The organism is Bradyrhizobium sp. CAR08, assembly GCF_052871955.1.
In genome coordinates this window covers 1-21,921 of the sequence record NZ_JBIXJX010000041.1, presented here as the reverse complement: position 1 = coordinate 21,921, position 21,921 = coordinate 1, and the positions used below count along the sequence as shown (strand labels likewise).

Below are 21,921 nucleotides of genomic sequence, written 5' to 3'. Positions count from 1 at the left end.
CTCAAATCCAGCGTGCGAGGCAAGGTAATGACCGCTGGAGATCGCGTGCCGGCGAGCTGAAATTACCGGTCGCCACGCTTTGAATGCGCTCTCCTGGCTTGATCCGGAGGCTGAATCCGCGGAGCCCCATAGACATCGCCGACGGCATCTTCAAACTCCAAACGGCCGCCGAGTCGGCTGCCGCCGTTTCTATTGGCTTGGGAACAGGGCCCGTTCGCGGGCGCGCAAATGATATGGCTGGACTGTCTCGTACCAGAGATCATCTAACAGGTATCCTTCATGCGAACATTCCCGAGAGAAGATCGGAGGCAACGCTCGGAGCCGATTCGTTCACCTGAGCCTTCAGCTTGGAATCGGCCAAAATATGCTAAATCGCCCCAGCCGCGGGCTTTCCACGGAGCCCATACCGATGCTGGAATCCCGTTCCATCTTCGTTGAGGCTGTGTGACGCGCACCACGCGCCCGAGGCGGCGCTTGAACTCAGGCCTGTTCGTCCTATCGATCATTCGCGCGCAGCATTCGCCCGAGTGCCAGCATTTGCGGTACGCTAATTGTGTCGTTGTGAACGGCCGGCCCTAGCGGGTGCGACGCGAAACGTGCGATCACCATCTCCGCCTTCGGCGCGACATATATACGCTGACCGTATAAGCCACGTGCTTCGATCGCGTCCAATTCGTTATGCGACACCCACCACTGGCTACGATAGGAGTAGCCGCCGGTGAGTTTCGCCGGATGGTCTCCTTCTTGCACATCGTGCACGACGGACGCCGGAATCAGTTGCTTGCCATGCCAATCGCCTTCGCGCCGGATCAGCTCGCCAAAGCGCGCAAGGTCGCGGAGGGTTGCGCTCAGGCCGCCGCCAGCCGACGGCGTGCCGGCCGGATCTACGATGAGATAGCCGTCCTCCTCGCAGCCGAGCAGCGCCCAAAGTCGCTCGTGCAGCAGTTGCGCGAACGAGCGGCCGGTCACGCGCGCCATTACCCAGGCCAACACATCGGTGTTGACGCTCTTGTAGGCGAAGGCTTTGCCGTGCGCGCCCTCCTTGCGCACCGTGCGCAGGTAATCGCACGAGGTCCCCGGCCCATCGTAGCCGACCGGCCGCGGACGCCGACCGAAGGCGATCCTATACGCCCAGACGTCGCTCGCGCGCTCGCCGGGGGCATAGTCCTCTGTGTGAGCCAAACCGGTCTGCATGTCCATGACGTGGCGCAGCGTGGCATCTTGCCACGCCGTGCCCTGCATTTCGGGCAGATAGTGCGAAATCATCTTCGAATCGTCGAGCACGCCTTCGTGGACGAACGTTGCGGCGAGCGTGCCCGCGTACGACTTCGTGACCGAGTAGCACGCATGCGGTAGGTGCGGCTCAAGCGCGCCGAAGTAGCGCTCGTACACGATGCGCCCGCGATGAAGTACCAAGATACCGTCGGTATAGGTGTCGAACAGCGCTTCGTCAAAGCGGCGGGTGCGCCCATCCATGTCTGCAAATTTGAGTGCGTCGATCTGCGCCGACTTGTCACTGCGCTCGAACTGGGAAGGCATGCCCCGCCCGCGCCACACGTTCACCGTGGCTACGAGTTCGCGCATGTGTGACAGGGACCAACGGTTCTGCGGAAAATCGAAATATGTGTCGCTCTCGAATGTGATGCGCTTGTCTGAAGGCGGCGGCGCGCCGCGCATCCAGCCCAGCTCGCGCGGATCGGACGCGCGGCCGTCGAGGTAGCGCTTGCCCCCGAACTCGAGCATGCCCTTCTCGAGTTCGCCGGGAGGTGCGCGAAATTCAAGGTTCGTCATAGCTAGCTCCAGATTTTTCGGTCTTCTTCTAAATCGCTCGTCTAGTCAGAGACGCTCGTCGATCCTGCACGTAAGCGGCTATTGTGCCGTCAGGTTTTTTGCATGTTCCACATCGGGGTAAGCCCCGGCATCTCGATCAGACCGTCCAGCGTCTTGCGGCGCGCGATTGGCGCGAGATATTGCCCCAACAGAACGTCGCCGGCGAAGTCCCACCATACCTGTTGCATCTTGCGGGCCAGCGCCTCTCGCTCATCTACCGTTTCGACATCGGTCCATTTGGCTCGAAGAGCCTCATACTCGTCGCTCTTAGGCCAGCCGTACCAGCCTCTGTCGCCATTCGCGAGTAACGCAGGGTTGGCAGGCGGATCGGTGCGGGAGAAACCGGATTCGCTCGTGATGAAGATGCTCCAGCCGCCGTTCTCAACCGAGCTCTTGTTAGCGCGGCGCGAGACGACTTCGCCCCAGTTGCTCGGGGCGAGTTCGGCATTGACGCCGCTCTTACGTAGCGTGGCCGCCAGAAGCTGCGACGCGTTGCTGATAAACCCTATATTTGTAGGTTGGAGAATGACCACCCTTTCGCCTGCATATCCAGCCTCCTCGAAGAGTTGCTTGGCTTTTTCCGGATCACCATCCTTGTCGTACCATCCGGTATTTTCGTCATTGGAATAGTGTGTACCGTTTCCGAATATTGAAGTGACCGTGTGGAAGTACTTTGGGTCCCCAATCGCGGCACGCATGAACTCCTCCTGATTAATGAGGTGAAGCATGGCCTGGCGCGCCTTCACATTGTCGAATGGCTTCTGCAGACAGTTCAAGCGCAGGTGGAGTACTGAACCTGTTTTGTTCAGGACTTGGAGTGCAAGGTTGGGATCGCTCTCGATCACCGAGTAAAGATCAGCGGGCGGCGACTCCATGAAATCAATTTCGCCCGACTGCAAGGCCGCGAGAGCAGTATGCTCATCGGCTATATTGTCCCAGACGACCCGATCGACGTTGACGATCTTCCCCTCGGCGAATCCGTCGACCGGTTCACTGCGCGGTAGATATTTCTCATTGCGGTCGTAGGTGATACTCGTCCCCGGCTTGGCGGGAGCTTCGTTGAACTTGAACGGTCCCGATCCGATATTCGCGGTTACCTGCTCAGTTGCGGGCCGATCTGGGTCCTTCTCGCGCATGATGAACGGGTTTGGCGACGAGTACCTTCCGAGGATCTCGGTCAGAAGCCCCAGCGGCTCTTTGAGCACGACCGTGAAGGTCTTGTCATCTTTCTTTGAGATATCCTTGGCCCGCGCCATGATCAGTTGTCCGCCCGCTGAAACCTGAGCCCAGCGACGGATCGAAGCCACACAGTCCGCCGCAGTAACGGGAGTGCCGTCGTGCCAGCCCAGACCATCCCGGAGTTGGAACGTATAGGTCTTCCTGTCGTCCGAAACGCCCCGTTTCCCCACCATTTGCGGTTGCGGCATGAACTTGGAGTCGAGCGCGAACAGCGTGTCGTAAATCGCCAAGCTATGGTCGCTGGTGATAATAGTTGTGGTGAAGATCGGATCGAAGATGCGCAGGTCACTGGATTTCACCATGCGGACCGTCGGCGTGGCGGTTGGCGTTACCTGTGCTAGCGGGGTGGACGGAATCGATATAGCTGTTCCGGCGGCCAGGCCCGCTTTAATGAGATCGCGTCGAGAGATCGTCATTTTCACTCCGGTCTCCTGTCGTACTGGATGATCCGAGCCAGTCTTGCCGGTGCGTGGATTGATCCGTTCTTACTATCCACCGGTAAATCCGCCCCAGATCGGTTCCTGTTCGCAAGTTGTGCGGGTCCTCCACTTCACCTTAGTGCATCTTCTTTTTTGCATCCTCCAAACAAGTGTTTTGAGATGCAGAAAAGACGATTTTATCCGTGAACTCCGCAGGATTTCTGCGCTTAGTGTCATCGACTGCCACCTCGGGCAACCAGTTCGAATTGTGCGCGGCTCGTGAAGCCGCGTTTCATCCTAAAAACCTAATCCTCCAATGCGGATAGCTTTTACAAAGATACAGTAGAGGCCGGATTGGCATGCGACACCCAGCGAGAGAGATAGGCTTCGATTTTTCGACTTGGCACAGCCAAGTATGCTCTTCACCGCGTTGGCCGCCTTCTAGTCACGATGGACGGTCGGTTGCAGTCGAAGGACTACATCTTAGCTGCCGACCTATTGCTGATCGCCCTCATGTGAACATGTGAATGAAGTTCTCTCGTCTCTCCCCATCTATTCTTCTCGCCGTCTTTGGCCCCGGTCGGCGTGCATCGCGACAACCGGACCTTTCAGCTATCGCTGGACTAATCTTTTTGGTCCCATTTCGGCAACTGGCGCCGTCCCGCCTGGAACAAGATCGCACGATCCTGTCCCGCCCCTGGGAGCGGATCGTGCTGCGCTGGTCGGCACCTGATTTGTCATCTGCGCGCTGGCAGTTGCCTGGAAATGCTAGCTGGCCGCTGCAACGAGCAGAGCTGCATTGAGCGCCGCATCATAGACCGGCAGTCCTGTTGCCAACCGTATTCGACGCGAAACTCGCGCAAAAAACGTACACTCGCATAGAACAGCTGCAACGTCATCGCGCTTACGGACACGCTCAACAATTCTGTCCGTGTCGGCAAGAGCATCCGCGACACGGATTTGTCCTCGCTCCGCCCACATGTATGCGTATGTTTCCGTTCCCTCCAGCCCCTCAATGACCAATCGCGATGTTTCTTGAATGCCCAGCGTAGTCATTATGCCTGTATCTAGGCTTCGCGAGTCGTAGGTGAGTACGGCGACTTTTTTATTTGCGGGCAGATTGGATAGCAGCATTGGAAGGAAAAGCAGACTCGAGGTCGATACGGGTACCGATACTGCCGACGCAATTGCCTTCTGGTACCGTACCGTAAAACCGCAGTCGCACGTGATTGCGTCGGCTCCTTCCCGTACCAGCTGCTGGGCGGCCTTTACGTACTCATCTTGGTACGTAGGATCACCGGGGACAACATTGCTGGTCCAAGCTCCGGGGATACGTCGCACTATGGGAGGGACATCGTACCGGCTCGGATCGGCGACGCCTCTGCCAAAGTCCGGGTCTACGCCATTGTAGACGCCTTGGTTCGACAAGCACAAAACCCCTAGTGTTGGCATGTTTTTTTCTCCAAAAAAGTACACTTGCTGGTAGCTGGAGCGGAGATCCACTCGGCGTGCGCCTAACCAACAATGAGAGCAGGTGTAGCAGATACGACAATCGTTAATTGCTCTCTCGGCGGATGTAACTTCAACAAAAAAGCTTGCGCTCCATTTTGGTAAGGCGCCTTCCACCCTCGCGCGTAATGACGATGGTTTCGCTAAAACCCATGCCACGCGCAGACGTGTACATGTGGAACGTCTGGTTTTCCTGTAAGCGCCAATCGCTTTTCGCACGGAACACGCGGGTGAAATCGCTCAACCGGGGAGGAGCCACGCAGCCGAGGGTGTATCCGGTGATGTTCGTATAACTGTCGCGCAATCCAGCCGAAAGCACGCTCTCACGGACGATCCGGTCTATCTCTCTTGCTTCAGCGCCGGGCTTCATAGCTCGAAATTGACTATCTTGTACACGGATCAGAGTTTCGGCCGTTCGCAGTTGGTCATCGGTCGGAGCGCCAATCGATTTCGGGCGCTGCATGCGAGCTGAATAGCCGCGAAATTGAGGCACAGGCTCGACATGGACGATGTCTCCCTCGGCCAAAGTACGGTCGCCGAGCGAAGCGTGCAACATCGAAGAGCGAGGTCCCGCGGACATAACTGCGACGAGCCCGTTGTCCGCACCGCTTCTCCAGGCCTCACCTGTCATGGCCGCGAACACCTCGCGCTCGTTTACACCTAGCTTGGCCGAATCGAACGCGGCCTTCACCGCACAGTCGCAGATTTCCGCAGCCGTCTCCAGGTAGGCGATCTCGCGCTCTGATTTAACCTGCCGCAATTCCCACATGAGACGGGAGAAGTCGAGGAAAGTCGCATCTGGCAACAGGCTCTCGAGCTCGCGCATCCGGGTCACGGGAAGAAAGTTGCTGTCTAGCTCAAGGCCAATAGACGAAGATCCATACCCGCGAGAAATGATTGTATCGGCGACGACCTTCACGGGATTTTCGTCGTCTCCGAATGGTACACAGTGTGAAAGCCAACTCAATTCATGAAAGATCGGGGCATCCACAGCGCGGAGAATTGCAACCGGCTCGCCATCGATCGGTATCAGCAAACCGTGATACGTTGATCCTGTAGACCAGTACCCACCGAAGTAGTTGACATGCTCGAACTGATTGACGACGAGAAGATCGACCTTGCGGTCCGCCATGATTGACCTGAGGGCAGTTAGGCGACATCGATATTCCTCGGCAGGAAATGGCGGAGGAAAGCGCAGCTGCTGGCTCATGGATTATTCCCGTATGCTTCAGGGATCGGAGAGGTCTAAGGTCGGATTTGGATATCCAGTTTAAGATGGCTGACCTGCTGAGATTTCGCGAATAATGACGTCAGTAAGCAGTATCGCGCTACTCAGGGCGATGGCATCGCAGGAATCCCGCACGATCAACGCGTTTGCGCACATGCGGTCCACGGACTCTTGGTGGCTCCGCAGCCTGTGAAACTCGTAAAACGAATCCCGACACCTTCGCGAAACCGGCGTGAAGGCGGCTGCCTTGTTGTGAAGCGAAGTTAGTGGACCCGACTTCAGCCAGAAACTGACCTCTGGCCGGAGTCGGTCTCAGACGACTTGTTTCCGATTCGCCAACTGCCCTCGCCTACCTTTCTGTGCTGCAGTCGGTCAGCTGGGAATGCATAGTGAAACCCGCTTCCGTGCCGATGGAGACCGTAAGGCTCGGCACTGCAGCGATTCGCTCGCCGTCGAGAGTGGACCCAAGCCGCAGCAAGCCGTTCACGGGCCGCGAGAACTATTGCAGCCGGCTCACCCGCGCGGACAGATCCCGCGAAGCTCTCTATCCCGCCGGAGCATCATGCCAGCTGTGAAGATCAATCGCCGAGCCTCGGGGGGCAAATACAATCCTTACGGCACGGGCGAATTCGAGGGACGCGCTGCTCATGCGCGGTACCGCTCGATCAGCTCGACCATCCGCTCGACCGCACTCACCGCTGCCGTATAATCCTGCGAGAAATTCAGCCGCACGTTCTTTGCAGAATGCGGGCTGAACTCGGTACCGGGAGTGACCACGACGCCAGCTTGGAGACGCAGAATGCGCACGAAGTCCGCCGGGGCGACAACAATGTCGGGCAGGCGGGGGAACAGGTAGCTGCCGGCCTGAGGGGTGCGGACCTCCATGCCGTGCGTGTCACGCAGCACCTTTAGAAGATCGTCGCGGATGGCCTGATGCAAGCGAATACGTCCGTCCAGCCAGCCGTCGGGTTCCGAGAACCAGGTCTGCAGCACGGACTGGCTGTAGCCGGCAGCGCGCAACGAGACGATTGCCTGCAGCTTCTCCATTCGCTCGATGAGCTTTGGCGCGCCAAAGGCCACACCGAGCCGGTAGCCGCTCAACGATTCCGTCTTGGACGGGCCCATGATGGTGATCACATTTTCCGGGTCGATGCCGTTCGCGCGCAGATGGGTGTAGGTGACATCCGAATAGCGTAGGCGCGAATAGAGCTGGTCGGCGATGACCGTGACGCCATACTTGCCAGCCAATTCGGCGATCCGCCGAATTTCGGCTTCGGAGTAGACCGTGCCCGTCGGATTGTTCGGATTGGAGAAGACGAAGACCTTTGCCTCCTGCCGGAAGGCGTCTTCCAGTTGGCCGAGGTCGAGCCCGGCCTCTCCGTACGTCCCCATATAGTCGAGCTGCACCGGTAGCATCTCGCCTTCAAAAAACTCGACCAGCTTGCGGTTGGCGAAGTAGTCGGGCTGCACGATCGCCACCTTGTCGCCGCGGGCTACGGTGCTGGCGATGGCCAGGAACAGCGCGCCCTGCGTGCCGGGCGTAAGGATCATTCCATCCATATCGATCGGCGCGCCGGTGAATGCCGCCAGCTTGCCTGCGAGCTCCTCCCGGATAGCGCCCGCGCCGCGATATTCAGTATAGGCCTGGCTGCCACCGCGCTGCACGCCTTCGGCGAAGACCTCGAAGGAGCCGGGTGTCGGGGTGAAAGCATCGACATCGCCATGCGAGAAATCGACGGTCACACCCTCAAGCGTCCCGCCGCGCATCAGCTTATGCAGATCGCCAACTTTCTGACGCCCCTCCTGGCCGGGAGCATTGTCGGTGCCTAACCTGCCGAACTTTTCCTGGACGGACATCGAACCCCCTCAGATATCGAGCAGCGATCAGGAGAGGACGCGGGACCGAAGTACAGCCCGGGCGTCCTCCCAAGGGCTGCTCAGCCCGCGATGACACCCTCGGGCGTACTCTTGGGAAGAATGACGTAGGCCTTCCGAACCGTCTCGATGATGTCCCATTCCCCGCTTGTGTTAGGATGAAAATATATGGAGTCACCAGTTTTTAGGACGATAGTCGGACCACCATCAGGGGTGAATGTGCAATGCCCTGACAAAAAGGTTGAGAATTCGGCTTCCGCAACTTGACGGCGCCATCTACCAGGGGAGCATTCCCAAACACCTGCGCTAGTCGCATCCGTGGACGACTTGAACGCAACCTTGCTGCGCATGATCGAGACCGGCTCACCGATTGGGCGAGACACGGGAGTGACGATATCGAGCTCTCCCGCGGGTAGGTTGACAGAAGCTTTGAGGACAATCGGGATCATGTTCTTTCCTGTTTAATAGGCAAGCTCAGTTGCGCCTCGAAGGAACGTAGCCCACCGGGGCAAGGTTTGCGACGGCTCGGGTAAAGGGGTCGGCACGCCGGGCGCGATCTTCCAGGCCCTCCTTCCGACGCAACGCTTCACGCACTACAATGGAGCCGACAAAGCGGAATGGCTCAATTGGAAACTTGTCCACATCCTCACGGACCAATCCGCACTTGGACCATTCGTTTGCTTGATCAAGAGCAAGCGACGCCAGTATCTTCCCTCCCAGAACAGTCGGCCCCACGCCCTGACCTGAAAAGCCGATTCCATAGAATATGTTCGGATGATCTTCTAAGCGACCGAAGAATGGCAGACCATCTACGGACCTGTCGATGGGCCCGGTCCACGATGTTTCGACGCCCATGCTGCCAAGCATCGGATAAAGCATCCGGAAGCTTGCCTCCACTTCGTCGGCTCTGGGCGATGCACCTTCGTACCGATCAGCTACCTGCCCGGCGAACGCGAAGTGACCTAGCGACTTGCCGAAAATGATGCGGCCATCTGGCGTATTCCGATAGTAATTTAGGAACATCCGAGAATCGCAGATTGCCGCACCTTTTGTGAAGCCGATGTCGTTAAGCTTCTTGGCGTCGGCCGTGGTCGCAATCATGTCACTGGATACGATCGCCACTTTCCGCCGCAGATAAGGGAACTGGGCGCCCCAAGCGTTCATGGCCAGAATGACCTTACTGCTCGTGATCGATCCCTTCCGCGTTACTACTTTTGGCGCAATGGTCGGTTGCAGGCGGACCATGGGCGAATGCTCGTAAATTGCCACGCCCAACTTCACGGCGTGACTTCTCAGGCCGAACGCCAGGATGGCCGGTTGAACCGTCGCAGCTTCTGCTTCGAAGACACCCGCAAGGTTGCGATCAGTCCCCCCCAAGCGCGCCACCGCTGCATTATCAAGGACCTCGAACGGCCGAACATTATGCTTGGCTAATTCATCCATTAGGCTATTCCAGCAGCCAATCTGTGCCGCGGAACTCGCAGTCCACAACCATCCGTCAGCGCGAAACTCCGCATCTATTCGATTGTCCTTGCAGAATGCACCAATCTCCAGAACAGCATCTGCCGAGCCTTTTGCGATGAACTTAGCTTGCTCGGCACCGCAAGCCTTGTGTAGCGAGAGATATTTAGCCCAGTAGCTAGTTACAAATCCGCCGTTGCGCCCGCTTGCGCCCGCCCCGCACAGATCTCTCTCTACTACGGCTACTCTAAGCGAGGGCGAATTCTCTTTGATCCGGATCGCTGTCCATAATCCCAAGTAACCACCGCCGACGATCGTAAGGTCGGCTGTGACGTGCCCCGACAAGGATCGTACCTCGGGCTTTCCAAATCGGTCGAATGCCTGTTTTACCCAGAAATTATTCATCCCGGCCCTGTTGAAAAATGTCGATGTATTCAGGATAGTGGCTTTCTGAGAGTATTTGCGCCGCAGTTTTCTGCCACTTGGATGATTTCCTGCTTTGGGCAGCCTTTTCGCGGCGAATTCCACCTGGAGCCGGTTATGCAATACGATCGAATAGACGCCCGCATTCTAGAGATCGTGCAAAAGAATAATCGTCTGACCTCTGAGGTAATCGGAGAAATGGCAGGATTATCCGCGACGGCCTGTCAACGAAGATTGAAAAGACTTCGTTCGGAGGGCATCATCGAGGCCGATGTCTCGATCGTTGCGCCCAAGGCGGTCGGAAACCCTATTCAGATGCTCGTGCTGGTGAGCCTGGAGCGCGAGCGTTCAGATATCATCGATAGGTTCAAGAAGGCTATCAGATCGTCGGCCGAAGTCGTCCATGGATTCTACGTTACGGGCGATGCTGACTTCGTCCTCTACGTTACCGCGCGTAGCATGGAGGACTATGAACAGTTCACCAGGAGATTTTTCTATGAGAATCCAGACATCAAGGCAGTCAAGACGATGGTCATTATGGATCGGGTGAAGGCTGGCTTTGCCGTTCCAATCGAGATTCCGCCACACGATTGATGCTGACACGACGTGTAGCTATGTGCTGTCCGCCTTTGCGTCGCTAAACCAGGTACAGCGCGTCAGAGCTCCCATCGAGTACGATCCGTTCCAGGGCCTGGCACCGCTTACCATGCAGGATCGCTGTCGAAGGATCCAAGCAGCTTTAACTCCAATAACTCCAGTTGACGACATTGTTTTGCTAACGTGCGACGCGCCTTGATGCGGTTTGAGGGGTGACAGTTTTGCTCAGACCAGCTCTGATGTCTATTCCGCACACACGAATAACCTCTGTGGCTCCGCATCGCGCCGAGCTGCAATTAGCCGGTGAAGACAACAGTCCTTTTTCCATTCAGCACAACGCGGTTCTCGAGGTGGTGGAGTACGGCGCGTGCGAGTACGCGACGTTCTATGTCGCGCCCCTTACGAACGAGATCATCTGGTGTGTCGCGATGCGTGATTCGTTCGACATCTTGCTCGATGATCGGCCCTTCGTCCAAATCGGGCGTCACGTAATGTGCCGTTGCGCCTATCAATTTGACACCTCTGTCGTGGGCTTGATGATAGGGCTTTGCTCCCTTGAAGCCTGGTAGAAAGGAATGATGGATGTTGATGCAACGTCCCCACAACTTGGCTGAGAAGCCATGCGACAAGATCTGCATGTAGCGTGCGAGGACAACGAGATTGGTATTGGTCTCCTGGATCAGCTCCCAGATTTGCGCCTCTTGCTCCATTTTCGTCTGCTTCGTGACGGGGAGATGGTAGAATGGCAGGTCTCCGAGATCGGTGGTCGCCAGGTGCTCGCGACCATGATTGGAGACAATCGCGGTCACGTCCATCGGTAGCTCGCCGATGCGCCAGCGATAAAGCAGGTCGGCCAAGCAATGATCGAATCTGGAAACCAGCAGCATGACGCGTTTCCTAGCCGCGCTCTGCCGCAGAGTAAATGTCATGTCGAGATGTCGGGCGAGCTGCTCGACGGATGCAGCGATTCCGGCCTCCGACTTCGCCTGCTCGAGGCGATCGAAGACAACACGCATGAAAAACTGACCGGTGTCGGTATCGTCAAACTGCTGCGCATCAAGAATGTTGCAGCCAGCCTCGAACAGAAGATTCGAGACTGCCGACACAATGCCTGGACGATCCGGGCAAGAAAGAGCGAGGATCATCGAACGGTTGGACATAGTTGTCACCGCCGTGGGCGGCCCCTCGTAAGCTGCCTCGAGCAATGACCGAAGTCATCCATGGGAGCGCGCGCTGAGCAATTGCGGGGCGATGAGTTCTTCGGTTTTGCGATGTTCCCCCTTTACTCGCGTTCGGCTGGAATCGTAGAAGGCACGAAGTGAGGCGATAGCAGCGTGCCTTCCGCCAGCGATCTCCACCTCAAAAGCTCCTTTTGAGAGCCATTCAGCGCTCACACCACCCTCGCAGTGCAGATAACCCATGCCGATACCGCAGCCCAGGGTGTGGCCGAACCCTGCGGAGCGCAGATAGCCCACGAGCACACCGTTGCGCCAGACCGGCTCAGTTCCGAACATGAGTGGCCTCGCCCGTGGCGTGGCCAATTGGACAAGACGCCGGCGTGGAGTTTGGGTGCGCTGCGGCTCGAGAGACGCACGTCCAATGAAATCCTCACTTTTGTCCCATGCAATCGTGAATCCCAAGCCTGCTTCAAGCGGTGTATCTTCATCACTTACGTCCGCGCCCCAGTCACGGTACCCCGCCTCAAGGCGTAGAGTGTTGAGTGCTACGTAGCCTGCCAGGCGGAGCTCAAGATCTCGACCTGCCGCGACCAGCGCGTCATAGATACCCAGCGCCTGATCGGTCGCGACGTGCAACTCCCATCCAAGCTCTCCGACGAACGTCATGCGGAACGCGAGAGCCATACCGTAGCCGATTTCGACTTCTCGGGCGGTGGCAAACGGAAAAGCAGTATCAGAAAAATCTGCCGGACTCACGCGCGAGAGCAGCTCTCGCGAATATGGGCCCATCACGGACAGGCACGCGTATCCAGATGATACGTCTGTCACGAACGCGTGACCTGCGCGTTTGGCGTGCGTTCGCAGCCACGCTAAATCCCGAATGCGCTGCACGGCTGCCGTAACAACCAGGAATTCCTGATCGCCGGTTCGTGCGATCGTGACATCGGATTCCATGCCTCCTCGCTCATTGAGCCAGGGAGTGTACACAACACGCCCCACTGGCACGTTAACATCGTTAGTGGAAAGGCGCTGTAGGAACGAAAGCGCATCATTGCCCTGCACCAGCAGATGCGCGAATGAGGTCTGGTCGAACAGCGTGACCCCGGAACGAGTCGCATCGTGCTCTGCTCCGCTCGCCTTGAACCAGCCGTCGCGATCGAAAGTTGCGTGCGTGTTAGCGCCAAACCACTGCGCCCGCTCCCACCCGGCGGCCTCACCGAATTCAGCGCCCGCAGCAGCCAATCGGTCGTGTAGGGGCGAGACGCGCACGTTACGAGCTGTCTCTGGCGATTTGTGCGGCCAATGCAAAGCATAGAGGAGCCCGACCGCTTCACCGGTTCGATCGTGCAAATACCGGCGGTTGCGTTGGAACGGCATGGCGCGCCGCACGTCCATTTCCCAATAGTCGTTGGCAGGAACTCCGGTCGACATCCACTCGGCCATTACTTTCCCAGCGCCGCCAGATGACTCGATACCACACGAATTAAACCCAGAAGCCACATAGAGCCCTGCAATGTCGGGGGCCGGACCTAACAAGAAGCGATTGTCGGGTGTGAAGCTCTCCGGACCATTGAAGTTGAGTTGCAGTCCAACGTTTGTGAGAGATGGCAAGCGCCGCATCGCATTCGCAAGATGCGGCTCGATATGGTCGAAATCATCAGGCAGCGAATCGAAGCTGAAATCACGCGGGATCCCCTCCATTCCCCATGGCTTGCCGGAGGGCTCAAAAAAACCCACCAACAATTTGCCTGCATCCTCCTTCGCATAGAAACACGCATCAAGATCGCGCACCGTCGGCGTGTCAGGCGACAAACCTGCAATTGCCTCCGTCACGACATAGAAGTGCTCAGCTGCGTGCAGGGGCACGGTCCAATCGAGATCGGCGGCCAGCGTGCGGGTCCACATTCCCGCGCAAATGACAACCCTTTCGGCGCGCACAATACCGTCTCTGGTCTCGACACCGGCGACTTGCCCCTTTTCGACCAGAATGCGGGTCACCGGCACGCGCTCGAGGACTTTCGCTCCGCCCTGTCGAGCTCCGGTTGCAAAGGCCCGTGCAGTGTCGACCGGATTCGTCTTGCCGTCGGAGGAAATCCACGCTGCGCCAAGCACGTCGGTCACATCGAGCAAAGGGACGCGTCGTCTTGCTTCGGCCGCATCGATGATCTCGACATCCAGACCAAAGGAGCGGCCCATGGAGGCCCCTCGTTTCAGCTCCTCCAGACGCGCGGGTGTCGCAGCAACAGTAATCGAGCCGCATTGCCGGAAGCCGGTTTGCTGGCCAGTTACATTTTCAAGCTCGCGGAACAAACCCGCGGTGTATTGGGCCAGCTTAGCCATGTTCTCGCTGGCTCGAAGTTGAGTGACCAATCCGGCAGCGTGCCAAGTGGTACCGCAGGTGAGTTGGTCGCGTTCGAGCAGAAGGACATCGCGATGCCCGAGCCGGGTGAGATGATAGGCGACCGACAAACCAATGATGCCACCGCCGACGATGACATATTCCGCATGGGAGGGCAGTTTGATTTGCATTCAACAACTCAGGGAAATGAGGGAGTGTCGATTGTTGACACAGCCGGGCATAGGCGAATGAGTCTCGCCCTGCTCACTCAGTGCATTTCGAAATATTTGTTCAGCCCGACACTTGGTGTCGCTCGTGAACGGACCGCGCGCGATGGAGGGCATGAGGTCTACGGAATAAAACAAAGTTCGATCCCCCCTCGCACTCGTTTCCACGATTTGCTCAACTGGAAATTCGACGCGCGCACGTAAGGTACCTTGCCCAACGTTTGAATTTGACGAATATGCGGGGCCAGCAAGCCGAAAAACTGCGCCTGACTTGGGCAACTTGCCGCTTTGCGTCGCGCCGAGTCAGAACGGAGGAACCCGTGGGCGAAGAACAAGACTGAGGCGCCTCATGTTAGCACACCCGATAGCCGTCGCAGGCCGAACGATGGATTCGTGCCCAGTCGCGAGCTAAAGTGTCGTTGGGCACGAGTTATGTGCGTCAAGTTCTGCAAAATTGATCATGGGGTGCGGTGAAGCCATGCCTCCCCTCGGAACCGCCGTCGCTCGCTTGCCCCCAAAGCGTAGCGCTGGCGAGCGACGGCGTCGGAGAGGGGTGGCTCCATCCCCTTGGTGGGCCCGAGCATCCTCAGGGCGCCTGGCGTAACGCCTCCTTCTTGTGCTCCTTCAATAGATCCATGTTCAGATAGCGATGGTCTTCGTGCCTATCAATGAGCGGCCCTATTCCTAGCGGCTCCAGGACAGCCCATTGCACAGAGCGCCCCTAAGCGCGAGTGCGCGAAGCCTCCTTTTGGAAGGTCAACCGCACGGACCTGCTCCGTGAGGAGCGCCAGACATTTGCAGCGCTGTATCCCCTATCAACGACGTAAGACTGTCGCACTGACGGTGTTCGCAAGCAAATAGGCGACGGTCGTAGGCCGCCGCGGTGAGGGGGTTATATAGCTCGCGCGCTTGCTAGCTTCGGCGAAAGCGACATCTCCGACAAGTTGATGGTGCCGGTGGAATCGATCGATGCCAACATCAATGACAACTGCGCCCAGTTTAAGCCAATCATCCCCGGACTAGCCCGGCACACCCCGCGGCAGCGACGAAAATTTCGGCGCTTCGACAGAGGCCTACGCACTTCCATCCTGATTGCCGCGCCGCAGTCGCTCGAGCTCTCCGGCGACGAGCCGGTTATCCGGATCGACCGCATCATACTGCCGGCGCGCCCGATCCACCTCGTATCGAGCCCGCCGACAAGCGTTTTCGACCTGCCGTTGTTTATCGCCGTGCTCCTGGCCTTGTGCCTCAAGGACGGCCAGCGCCGCTTCCATTCCAAGCGGCTGCAGGCGGTCAAGAACCTTTTGGGCAACGGCTCGGTCAAACGCATACCACCGAAGCCTACGCAGTTGTTGACGGCTTTGGCACCGAATGGCCCGCGACAAACATAACGTTGGGTGTTACCGCCTTTGCCGGTATAAGCGACATGCAATCGGCGGCCGCAGCGAGCGCAACAGACCAGGCAGCAGAGCTTCGCCGCGCCGGATAGCCCCGCGGCCCAAATAGCTCTTTCCGTTGGCATTGTTGGCGATCAGACGCTGATTCGTTTCGAACTCCTCCCAGGAAATATATGCCTCGTGATGGTCGCGGATCAAAACTTCCCAGTCTTTGCAGTTCCGACGGATGCTGTCGCGCACGACTCGCTTTCTGCCACCTTCTATCACAACCCGCGTGCCGCGCCGGCCGAAGACGTATGCGCCGGCATAAACCGGATCGGTCAGCACGTGGTGCAGTGTGTACGACCGCCGGCACGACGACTTGCTCCTCCCGGAACCAAAGCAACACCTGCCGAACCGACTGCAGTTCGGCGAATTTGCGAAACACCAGGGCGATGCTATCCTGGACGCGCCGATCTGGGTCCTTCTCGATCTCGGCCTTGACGTAGCCGACTGCCACGGTCAGTAGGAGCTCTCCACGGCGTGCCTTCTGTTAAGCGACTAGAGGGAAACGCTGCCGGAATACTGAAAGCTCCATCTCGCTCATCGTGCCCTTCAATCCAAGCAGGAGGCGATCGTTGATCGAGCGAGGATCATAAATGCCGTCTTCATCGACAATCAGTGTTCCGACTAACCCGCAGAACTCAAGCAAAGTATGCCAGTAGCGGCCATTGCGCGCGCCGCGACGCCTCCAGCGAAACAACGGCGCCCACCCGACCCTCGCAAATCGCTGCCAAGAGCTTCTCGAAGCCGGCTCGAGCCGTGCGCGATGTCGCCGGGCCTGAGTGTCGGCACGAGGACTTGCGTCACGTAAGCCTCGAACGCAGGGCCATCCATGCAACCATCGAGGACCATTGGCGCCGTCATGCCGGTCGCTCTGAGCGCGCCGCGAAGGTCGCCGTCTTCCAATGACCATGCGGGAGCGCAGCGACACAGCGCTGGCCGTAATGCCAACGGCCATAGCGCCGGGCAATCTTGGTCGAGGCTCCCGTCGCGTCGATGAACACCAATCGACGGATGCCGACTAAGGATGAGCTGCCTCCACTCCGCGCGTTCAGCGGCTACGTCCGGCCGATCCTGCTCGCTGGCGCGGGCCAGGCGTGCCCTCGCACTTCGAGAGCGACGAGAGGGGGGCGAGATCGACGCGCTCACCTTTGATAACACGGATGGCCGTATCCATCACTTCGACGAAGCGCTGTTCGACACCTACGTCGACGGCATTGTGGTGCTGCATCGCGGGCGCATTGTGTACGAGCGCTACTTAGGCGAGCTCGAGCTGCTCAGCGGCATATGGATGCTTGAACCGGCCCGCTCGGGACGTGGCAGCTGCGCGTGCAGTCGCGCCAACTCGAACAAGCGGTGGCGCACGTTTCCTTTCACTGGCCCGCCGTGTTTGCTCGTCGCGTCCACATGTATCAGCATCTGCTCGATCGTAGCAGCCGGGTTCTCGTCACCCTCGCGCCGGATCACGTAGAAGAGATGAAGACGCTTGTCGTCCACGCCGAGAACCTGAGTGAACACCTCGGCGCGATCCCCGGCGTGCAGTTCCCCGAGATGGCACATATGCGTCTCGACCGTGTAGTAACTGCCACTTTTTGCTCGATAGTCCGCGTCATGCCCGATGTAGCTGAACAGCTTGCCGAGCGCCAAGCCAGACAGCTGGAGGTAGCTCTCCTCCGTGACATGGCCGTTATAATCGAGCCGGCGAGACGGCACCTCCACGATCGGCAATCGGAGCGGGCCGGAATCATTGATGGGCTCGGGAGCACGGTTACGGAGCTCCTGTTCCCACCTCGCAAGCGTCTCGCCGGGTCCGTAGCCCTGGAGGTGCCGACGCTGAAGGCGGCTCCCGGCGTGCGGCCCGTGGCCATCTTCGAGGAGATGCTCCGATGCCGCGCCGCAGATATTCGCGGCGACCTATGACAACAACGTCAAGCCCCTCAAGTCGCTGACGACGCGGACCCCAAGCGGAGTGCAATGAGCTCGGGCTGGACGCTCCGCCATCAGTCTTCCCACATTCTAGGGGTGAGGGCCCACAGCTTGATCCGACGAGCTTTGTGTGCGGCCTTTGGCGAGAGTGGAGCGGATCCATCCTATCCGTGGAAGGGTTCGTCACACGACAGATGCTTCAGCAGTCCACTGAATTAAACAAAGGCCCAGCATCGGATTGCTGGGCCAGTGCCGTCCCAATCGGTTCGAGATACTGCTGTACCGGCGGCACCTAACTTTCGTTTGCCTATTCCAGACCGACTCCGAAGTCTTGCTAAAGATACAATCCTCGTTGCTCACGCGCCGCTAAGACGCGACGGCACCCCAAGATGTACGCCGCATCACGAAGGCTCACCTGGTGTTCAAGATGAGCCCGCCATACGCTGTCACAGGCGTCGGTCAGCATTTGGCCCAGTTTGTCACGAACTTCCGCTTCGCGCCAGAAATACGAAGAATGATCTTGCACCCATTCAAAGTACGAGACAATTACTCCGCCCGCATTAGCGAGAACATCGGGTACTACAGGGATCCGTCTTTCGGCCAAAATCGCGTCCGCGTCAGGCGTGGTTGGGCCATTGGCTCCCTCCACAATCATTTTCGCCTTCGTGGCGCGCGCGACACCAGCTGTGATCTGCCCTTCGAGCGCAGCCGGAACGAGAACATCCGTATCGACGAGCCAAAATTGTTCGCGCGCGATTTCGGCTCCGAACCCTGCCCCAAGGATAGACCCCGACCTTTCTTTATGCTTACACAATCCATCGACGTCGATACCATCTCCGCAAAACAGAGCACCGTCGATGTCCTGGACCGCAACAACCCGGGCACCGGCTTGAGCAAAGCTTCGCGCAGCGGCGCTACCCACGTTTCCAAAACCCTGGATAGCAACGCGTTGATTACAGATCTCATGGCCCAGTCGGCCCGCGAGTTCCCGCGCGGCGATAAAGACCCCCTCCCCCGTTGCATCCTTGCGGCCGAGGGATCCGCCTAGTTCAACAGGCTTTCCAGTCACCACGCCCGTTACCACCTGTCCTTTGGTTAAGGCGTAGGCATCCATCATCCACGCCATGACTTGAGCATTCGTATTCACGTCAGGAGCAGGGATATCCTTATCTACCCCGATAATATGTGCAATCTCGATCGTGTACCGGCGCGTGAGGCGCTCCAACTCTACTCGGGAGAGTGTAGCCGGATCAACTCGGACAGCGCCCTTGCCTCCGCCAAATGGCAATCCGACGACAGCGTTTTTGATCGTCATCCAAGCGGCGAGTGCCATCACTTCGGAAAGAGTCGCATCTTGATGAAAACGTATCCCACCTTTGGCCGGCCCCCGACTTGTATTGTGATGAACCCTATAGCCCTCGAAGTGAGCGATCGTTCCGTCGTCACGCTGTATCGGAACGTCGACGACCACGGCACGTTTTGGTCGCGTGAGGGTTTCGATCCACCGACCGAGCGGACCGAGAAATGCGGCCGTTCGGTTAACTTGCGAGAGGTAGCTAAGCCACGCATCCGCGTTTGAGTAGTCAATGAAGGATAATTGTCCAGACGAAGATGCCGAACGAGCAGGCGCCGTTCTGATGGATGAAATATCCGCGATTACCGTCATTTCTGATAGTCCCTATCCGATCGATGCCTTGAAGATTTTTCGAACATACACGTCTCTCCGTACGCAGCTCCGTCTGGCTCAATGCGACGCTGTTTCTGTTGGAGCCAGAGTAAGCGCATTTGAACAAGCGCATCTTGGCCTAGGATCGACATATCGGCCGATCTGAGACATCAGGAGGCAGCGAACAGTTTGAAGTACCAGGGGAAAGCATCTGGCCGATTAGTCGCGGTGCGTGTGGCACGATTCTAACTAACTCTGATGGATAGTTCGCCGAATGCTGGCACAGGAATAGACCATCTATCCTTCGCGGATCGTCATTCAAAAGACTAACCGCTATTCATCCGGACTTCAGGAGACCCTTGGTCCGCTCCAAGTCCGGCGCCAAAACGCCTATAAGTGAACAGCATCTGGTTCTCTCACAATTGAACCCATTCCGAAGGCTATGGCTCCTTCACCTTTGCGATCATCTCGCTCGACGCGAACACCTCGCGGGCGGAGGCCGCATTCATTGCGCGGGCTTTGCGATAGCGGTCGTCGGTCGCGACAGTACCAGCGACGGCATTGGTCTCAACGAGCACGCCATGGCCGGCGGCCCCATACTCCCGGACGGCTCCAGGCGTCAGGCCTACACGGAATTCGTGCGTCTTGATTTCCTTGGCAACGCCGAGCTTCATCTGCAGTCTCCTAAATGGAGAACCTTTATATTCCGAAGAACGACTTAAAACCTGCTACGCAATCCGTCGATTGGCGCAGCATTTCAGCGATTTTTAGCGCGCAATGCAGAATTCCCAATAGATGCTACAGCTGCAATCAATCTGACGGTTGTCGGTGCAGGATCAATCAGTACAGATTCACCGATTGCGGCGAGCACTCACTTGGACAGCCAAGGAAAGGGCACGGCTATCTGCTAGACGACTTTTGGTGGGACCGATCTAGTCTGTGCCATCGACATCCAGGAGCCGAGTCTGTCTGAAAACTGACGTGGTGTAGTGCGATGGGCATTAACGGCGGCCGCTTTGAAGTGGACCCCATACCTGGGACCAGGTGTCGCCGAAGTTAAGGTGTAGTCGCGCCTGCCTTTGTCGTTCAAATCAAGCAGCTTCCTGCTGCTGCGTTTGCGTCTGCTGTCGGTATGTGGGCAACGCGTTTGCGTTGTCCAAGCGAAGCGGCATATCCACAGTCTTCGCCGCCTCGATCCTGTCCGTGCCGGCTCGCCATGCCGCCATGGGAAACTGGTTGTTCATCGCCTGATGCGGGCGACGATGATTGTAAAAGTTCATCCACGTTCCGATGCCGTCGCGCGCTTCGTGCCGGTCAGCATAGGCTTTCAGATGTATCTCTTCATATTTGATCGAGCGCCACAAGCGTTCGATGAAAATATTGTCCATGAAGCGACCGCGTCCGTCCATCGAAATCGCGATGCTCGCGGTCTCGAGCCTGCCGGTGAAGGCGGCGCTGGTGAACTGCGCGCCTTGATCGGTATTGAATATTTTCGGCGTGCCGTGCCGCGCCAGTGCTTCGTCGAGCGCGGCGATGCAAAAGCCCGTATCCATCGTGTTTGACAGCCGCCACGCCAGAACCGCCCGGGTGGCCCAGTCGATGATCGCCACCAGATAAACAAAGCCCAGCGCCATCGGAATATAGGTAATGTCGCTGGCCCAGACATGATTGGGCTCGGTGATGCTGACACCGCGCAGCAGGTAGGGATAAATCTTGTGGCCCGGCGTGGCCTTGCTGGTGCCTGGGCGCGGGACCAGCGCCTCGATCCCCATCACGCGCATCAGCCTTTGCATGCGCTTGCGGTTGATGCCGTGGCCCGCCTGGTTGAGTTCGAACACCATTCGCCGCGAGCCGTAAAACGGCCACTTCAGATGCAACTCGTCGATCCGCCGCATCATGGCCAGATCGTCGGCGCTGGTCGCCGGAATGGGACGATAGACGCCCGAACGTGCCAGATTGAGCAGCGCACATTGCCGGCGAACCGACAAATTCTCGCTCGGCCGTTCGACCATCGCCCTACGCTCGGGAATACTCATCGCCCGGGCCTCTTGGAGAAGAAATCCCTTTCAACCGTCAACTGGCCGATCTTGGTGTAGAGCTTCGCCGTCTCGCGCTCGTGCTCCTCCTCGCCATCCCCAAAGGCGCTCGCACCGCGCGCTAAAAGGCTCGCCACATTGTCGAGAACCTGCTTCTTCCAGCCGTAAATCTGGTTCGGGTGAACGCCGTGCCGCTTCGCCAACTCGGCACCGTCGCGACCTCGCGAAGCGCCTCCAGGGCAATTCTGGCCTTGAATACGGCATCAAACTTCTTGCGTGACTTTGACCTGCCCCTGCCGATTTCCTCCAGTTGAAGTTAGAGTCCGGCCTTCTGAAGGACGGACAAATGAAGCGAGCCAGGTTTACGGAAGAGCAGATTATAGGCGTGCTGCGCGAGCATGAGTGACCTGCCCCTGCCGATTTCCTCCAGTTGAAGTTAGAGTCCGGCCTTCTGAAGGACGGACAAATGAAGCGAGCCAGGTTTACGGAAGAGCAGATTATAGGCGTGCTGCGCGAGCATGAGGCCGGTG

General features: G+C 58.1%; 14 protein-coding genes and 2 pseudogenes. 2 read left to right on the top strand and 14 right to left on the bottom strand.

Features of this window, described 5'->3' with window-relative positions; genetic code table 11:
• Positions 1–495: 495 nt before the first annotated feature.
• The 6 genes from ACIPUD_RS38885 to ACIPUD_RS38860 all read right to left on the bottom strand — a co-directional run bounded on the left by ACIPUD_RS38885 (position 496) and on the right by ACIPUD_RS38860 (position 10,089).
• Positions 496–1,791, bottom strand: coding sequence for a serine hydrolase domain-containing protein (locus ACIPUD_RS38885; RefSeq protein WP_446482865.1), 1,296 nt, complete (start codon positions 1,789–1,791; stop codon positions 496–498).
• An 89-nt stretch (positions 1,792–1,880) separates the two neighbouring features.
• Positions 1,881–3,485 (bottom strand): ABC transporter substrate-binding protein, encoded by a 1,605-nt coding sequence (locus ACIPUD_RS38880; protein ID WP_446482869.1) that lies wholly within the window; start codon positions 3,483–3,485, stop codon positions 1,881–1,883.
• A 1,585-nt stretch (positions 3,486–5,070) separates the two neighbouring features.
• A complete protein-coding gene (locus ACIPUD_RS38875; protein ID WP_446482864.1) occupies positions 5,071–6,207 on the bottom strand; it encodes a M24 family metallopeptidase in 1,137 nt (378 codons plus the stop codon).
• A 663-nt stretch (positions 6,208–6,870) separates the two neighbouring features.
• Positions 6,871–8,082, bottom strand: a complete 1,212-nt coding sequence (locus ACIPUD_RS38870) for a pyridoxal phosphate-dependent aminotransferase (protein ID WP_446482863.1) — start codon at positions 8,080–8,082, stop codon at positions 6,871–6,873.
• 80 nt (positions 8,083–8,162) lie between these two features.
• Positions 8,163–8,450, bottom strand: coding sequence for a cupin domain-containing protein (locus tag ACIPUD_RS38865; protein ID WP_446482868.1), 288 nt, complete (start codon positions 8,448–8,450; stop codon positions 8,163–8,165).
• A 124-nt stretch (positions 8,451–8,574) separates the two neighbouring features.
• On the bottom strand, positions 8,575–10,089 hold the full coding sequence (locus tag ACIPUD_RS38860) for an NAD(P)/FAD-dependent oxidoreductase (protein ID WP_446482862.1): 1,515 nt from the start codon (positions 10,087–10,089) through the stop codon (positions 8,575–8,577).
• 12 nt (positions 10,090–10,101) lie between these two features.
• Here ACIPUD_RS38860 and ACIPUD_RS38855 point away from each other — a divergent pair, with 12 nt between their 5' ends.
• Positions 10,102–10,578: an Lrp/AsnC family transcriptional regulator gene (locus ACIPUD_RS38855; RefSeq protein ID WP_446482861.1), complete on the top strand. Its 477-nt coding sequence runs from the start codon at positions 10,102–10,104 to the stop codon at positions 10,576–10,578.
• A gap of 299 nt (positions 10,579–10,877) precedes the next feature.
• On the opposite strand, the gene purU is transcribed toward ACIPUD_RS38855, so the two are convergent.
• The 3 genes from purU to ACIPUD_RS38840 all read right to left on the bottom strand — a co-directional run bounded on the left by purU (position 10,878) and on the right by ACIPUD_RS38840 (position 15,295).
• Positions 10,878–11,741, bottom strand: coding sequence for a formyltetrahydrofolate deformylase (purU, locus tag ACIPUD_RS38850; protein ID WP_446482860.1), 864 nt, complete (start codon positions 11,739–11,741; stop codon positions 10,878–10,880).
• A 54-nt stretch (positions 11,742–11,795) separates the two neighbouring features.
• Positions 11,796–14,288 carry a GcvT family protein gene (locus ACIPUD_RS38845; RefSeq protein WP_446482859.1) on the bottom strand — a complete coding sequence of 831 codons (2,493 nt, stop codon included), beginning with the start codon at positions 14,286–14,288 and terminating at the stop codon, positions 11,796–11,798.
• Between the two features lie 851 nt (positions 14,289–15,139).
• Entirely contained in the window at positions 15,140–15,295 is a 156-nt protein-coding gene (locus tag ACIPUD_RS38840) for a hypothetical protein (protein ID WP_446482867.1), read from the bottom strand.
• Between ACIPUD_RS38840 and ACIPUD_RS38835 the strand changes: the two genes are divergently transcribed.
• A complete protein-coding gene (locus ACIPUD_RS38835; protein WP_446482858.1) occupies positions 15,272–15,715 on the top strand; it encodes a hypothetical protein in 444 nt (147 codons plus the stop codon). The genes ACIPUD_RS38840 and ACIPUD_RS38835 overlap by 24 nt on opposite strands.
• A 9-nt stretch (positions 15,716–15,724) precedes the next feature.
• On the opposite strand, the gene ACIPUD_RS38830 is transcribed toward ACIPUD_RS38835, so the two are convergent.
• The 5 genes and pseudogenes from ACIPUD_RS38830 to ACIPUD_RS38810 form a co-directional block, all read right to left on the bottom strand.
• Positions 15,725–16,048, bottom strand: coding sequence for a recombinase family protein (locus tag ACIPUD_RS38830; RefSeq protein ID WP_446482857.1), 324 nt, complete (start codon positions 16,046–16,048; stop codon positions 15,725–15,727).
• A gap of 969 nt (positions 16,049–17,017) precedes the next feature.
• Entirely contained in the window at positions 17,018–17,482 is a 465-nt protein-coding gene (locus ACIPUD_RS38825) for a thioesterase family protein (protein WP_446482866.1), read from the bottom strand.
• A gap of 541 nt (positions 17,483–18,023) precedes the next feature.
• Complete coding sequence (locus tag ACIPUD_RS38820) at positions 18,024–19,355, bottom strand: Glu/Leu/Phe/Val family dehydrogenase (RefSeq protein WP_446482856.1); 1,332 nt, start codon at positions 19,353–19,355, stop codon at positions 18,024–18,026.
• Positions 19,356–19,695: 340 nt separating this feature from the next.
• Positions 19,696–20,029 (bottom strand): annotated as a pseudogene (locus tag ACIPUD_RS38815) (alanine dehydrogenase); the annotation flags it as partial.
• A 417-nt stretch (positions 20,030–20,446) separates the two neighbouring features.
• Positions 20,447–21,692: pseudogene (locus ACIPUD_RS38810) on the bottom strand (IS3 family transposase).
• Between the last annotated feature and the right edge of the window lie 229 nt (positions 21,693–21,921).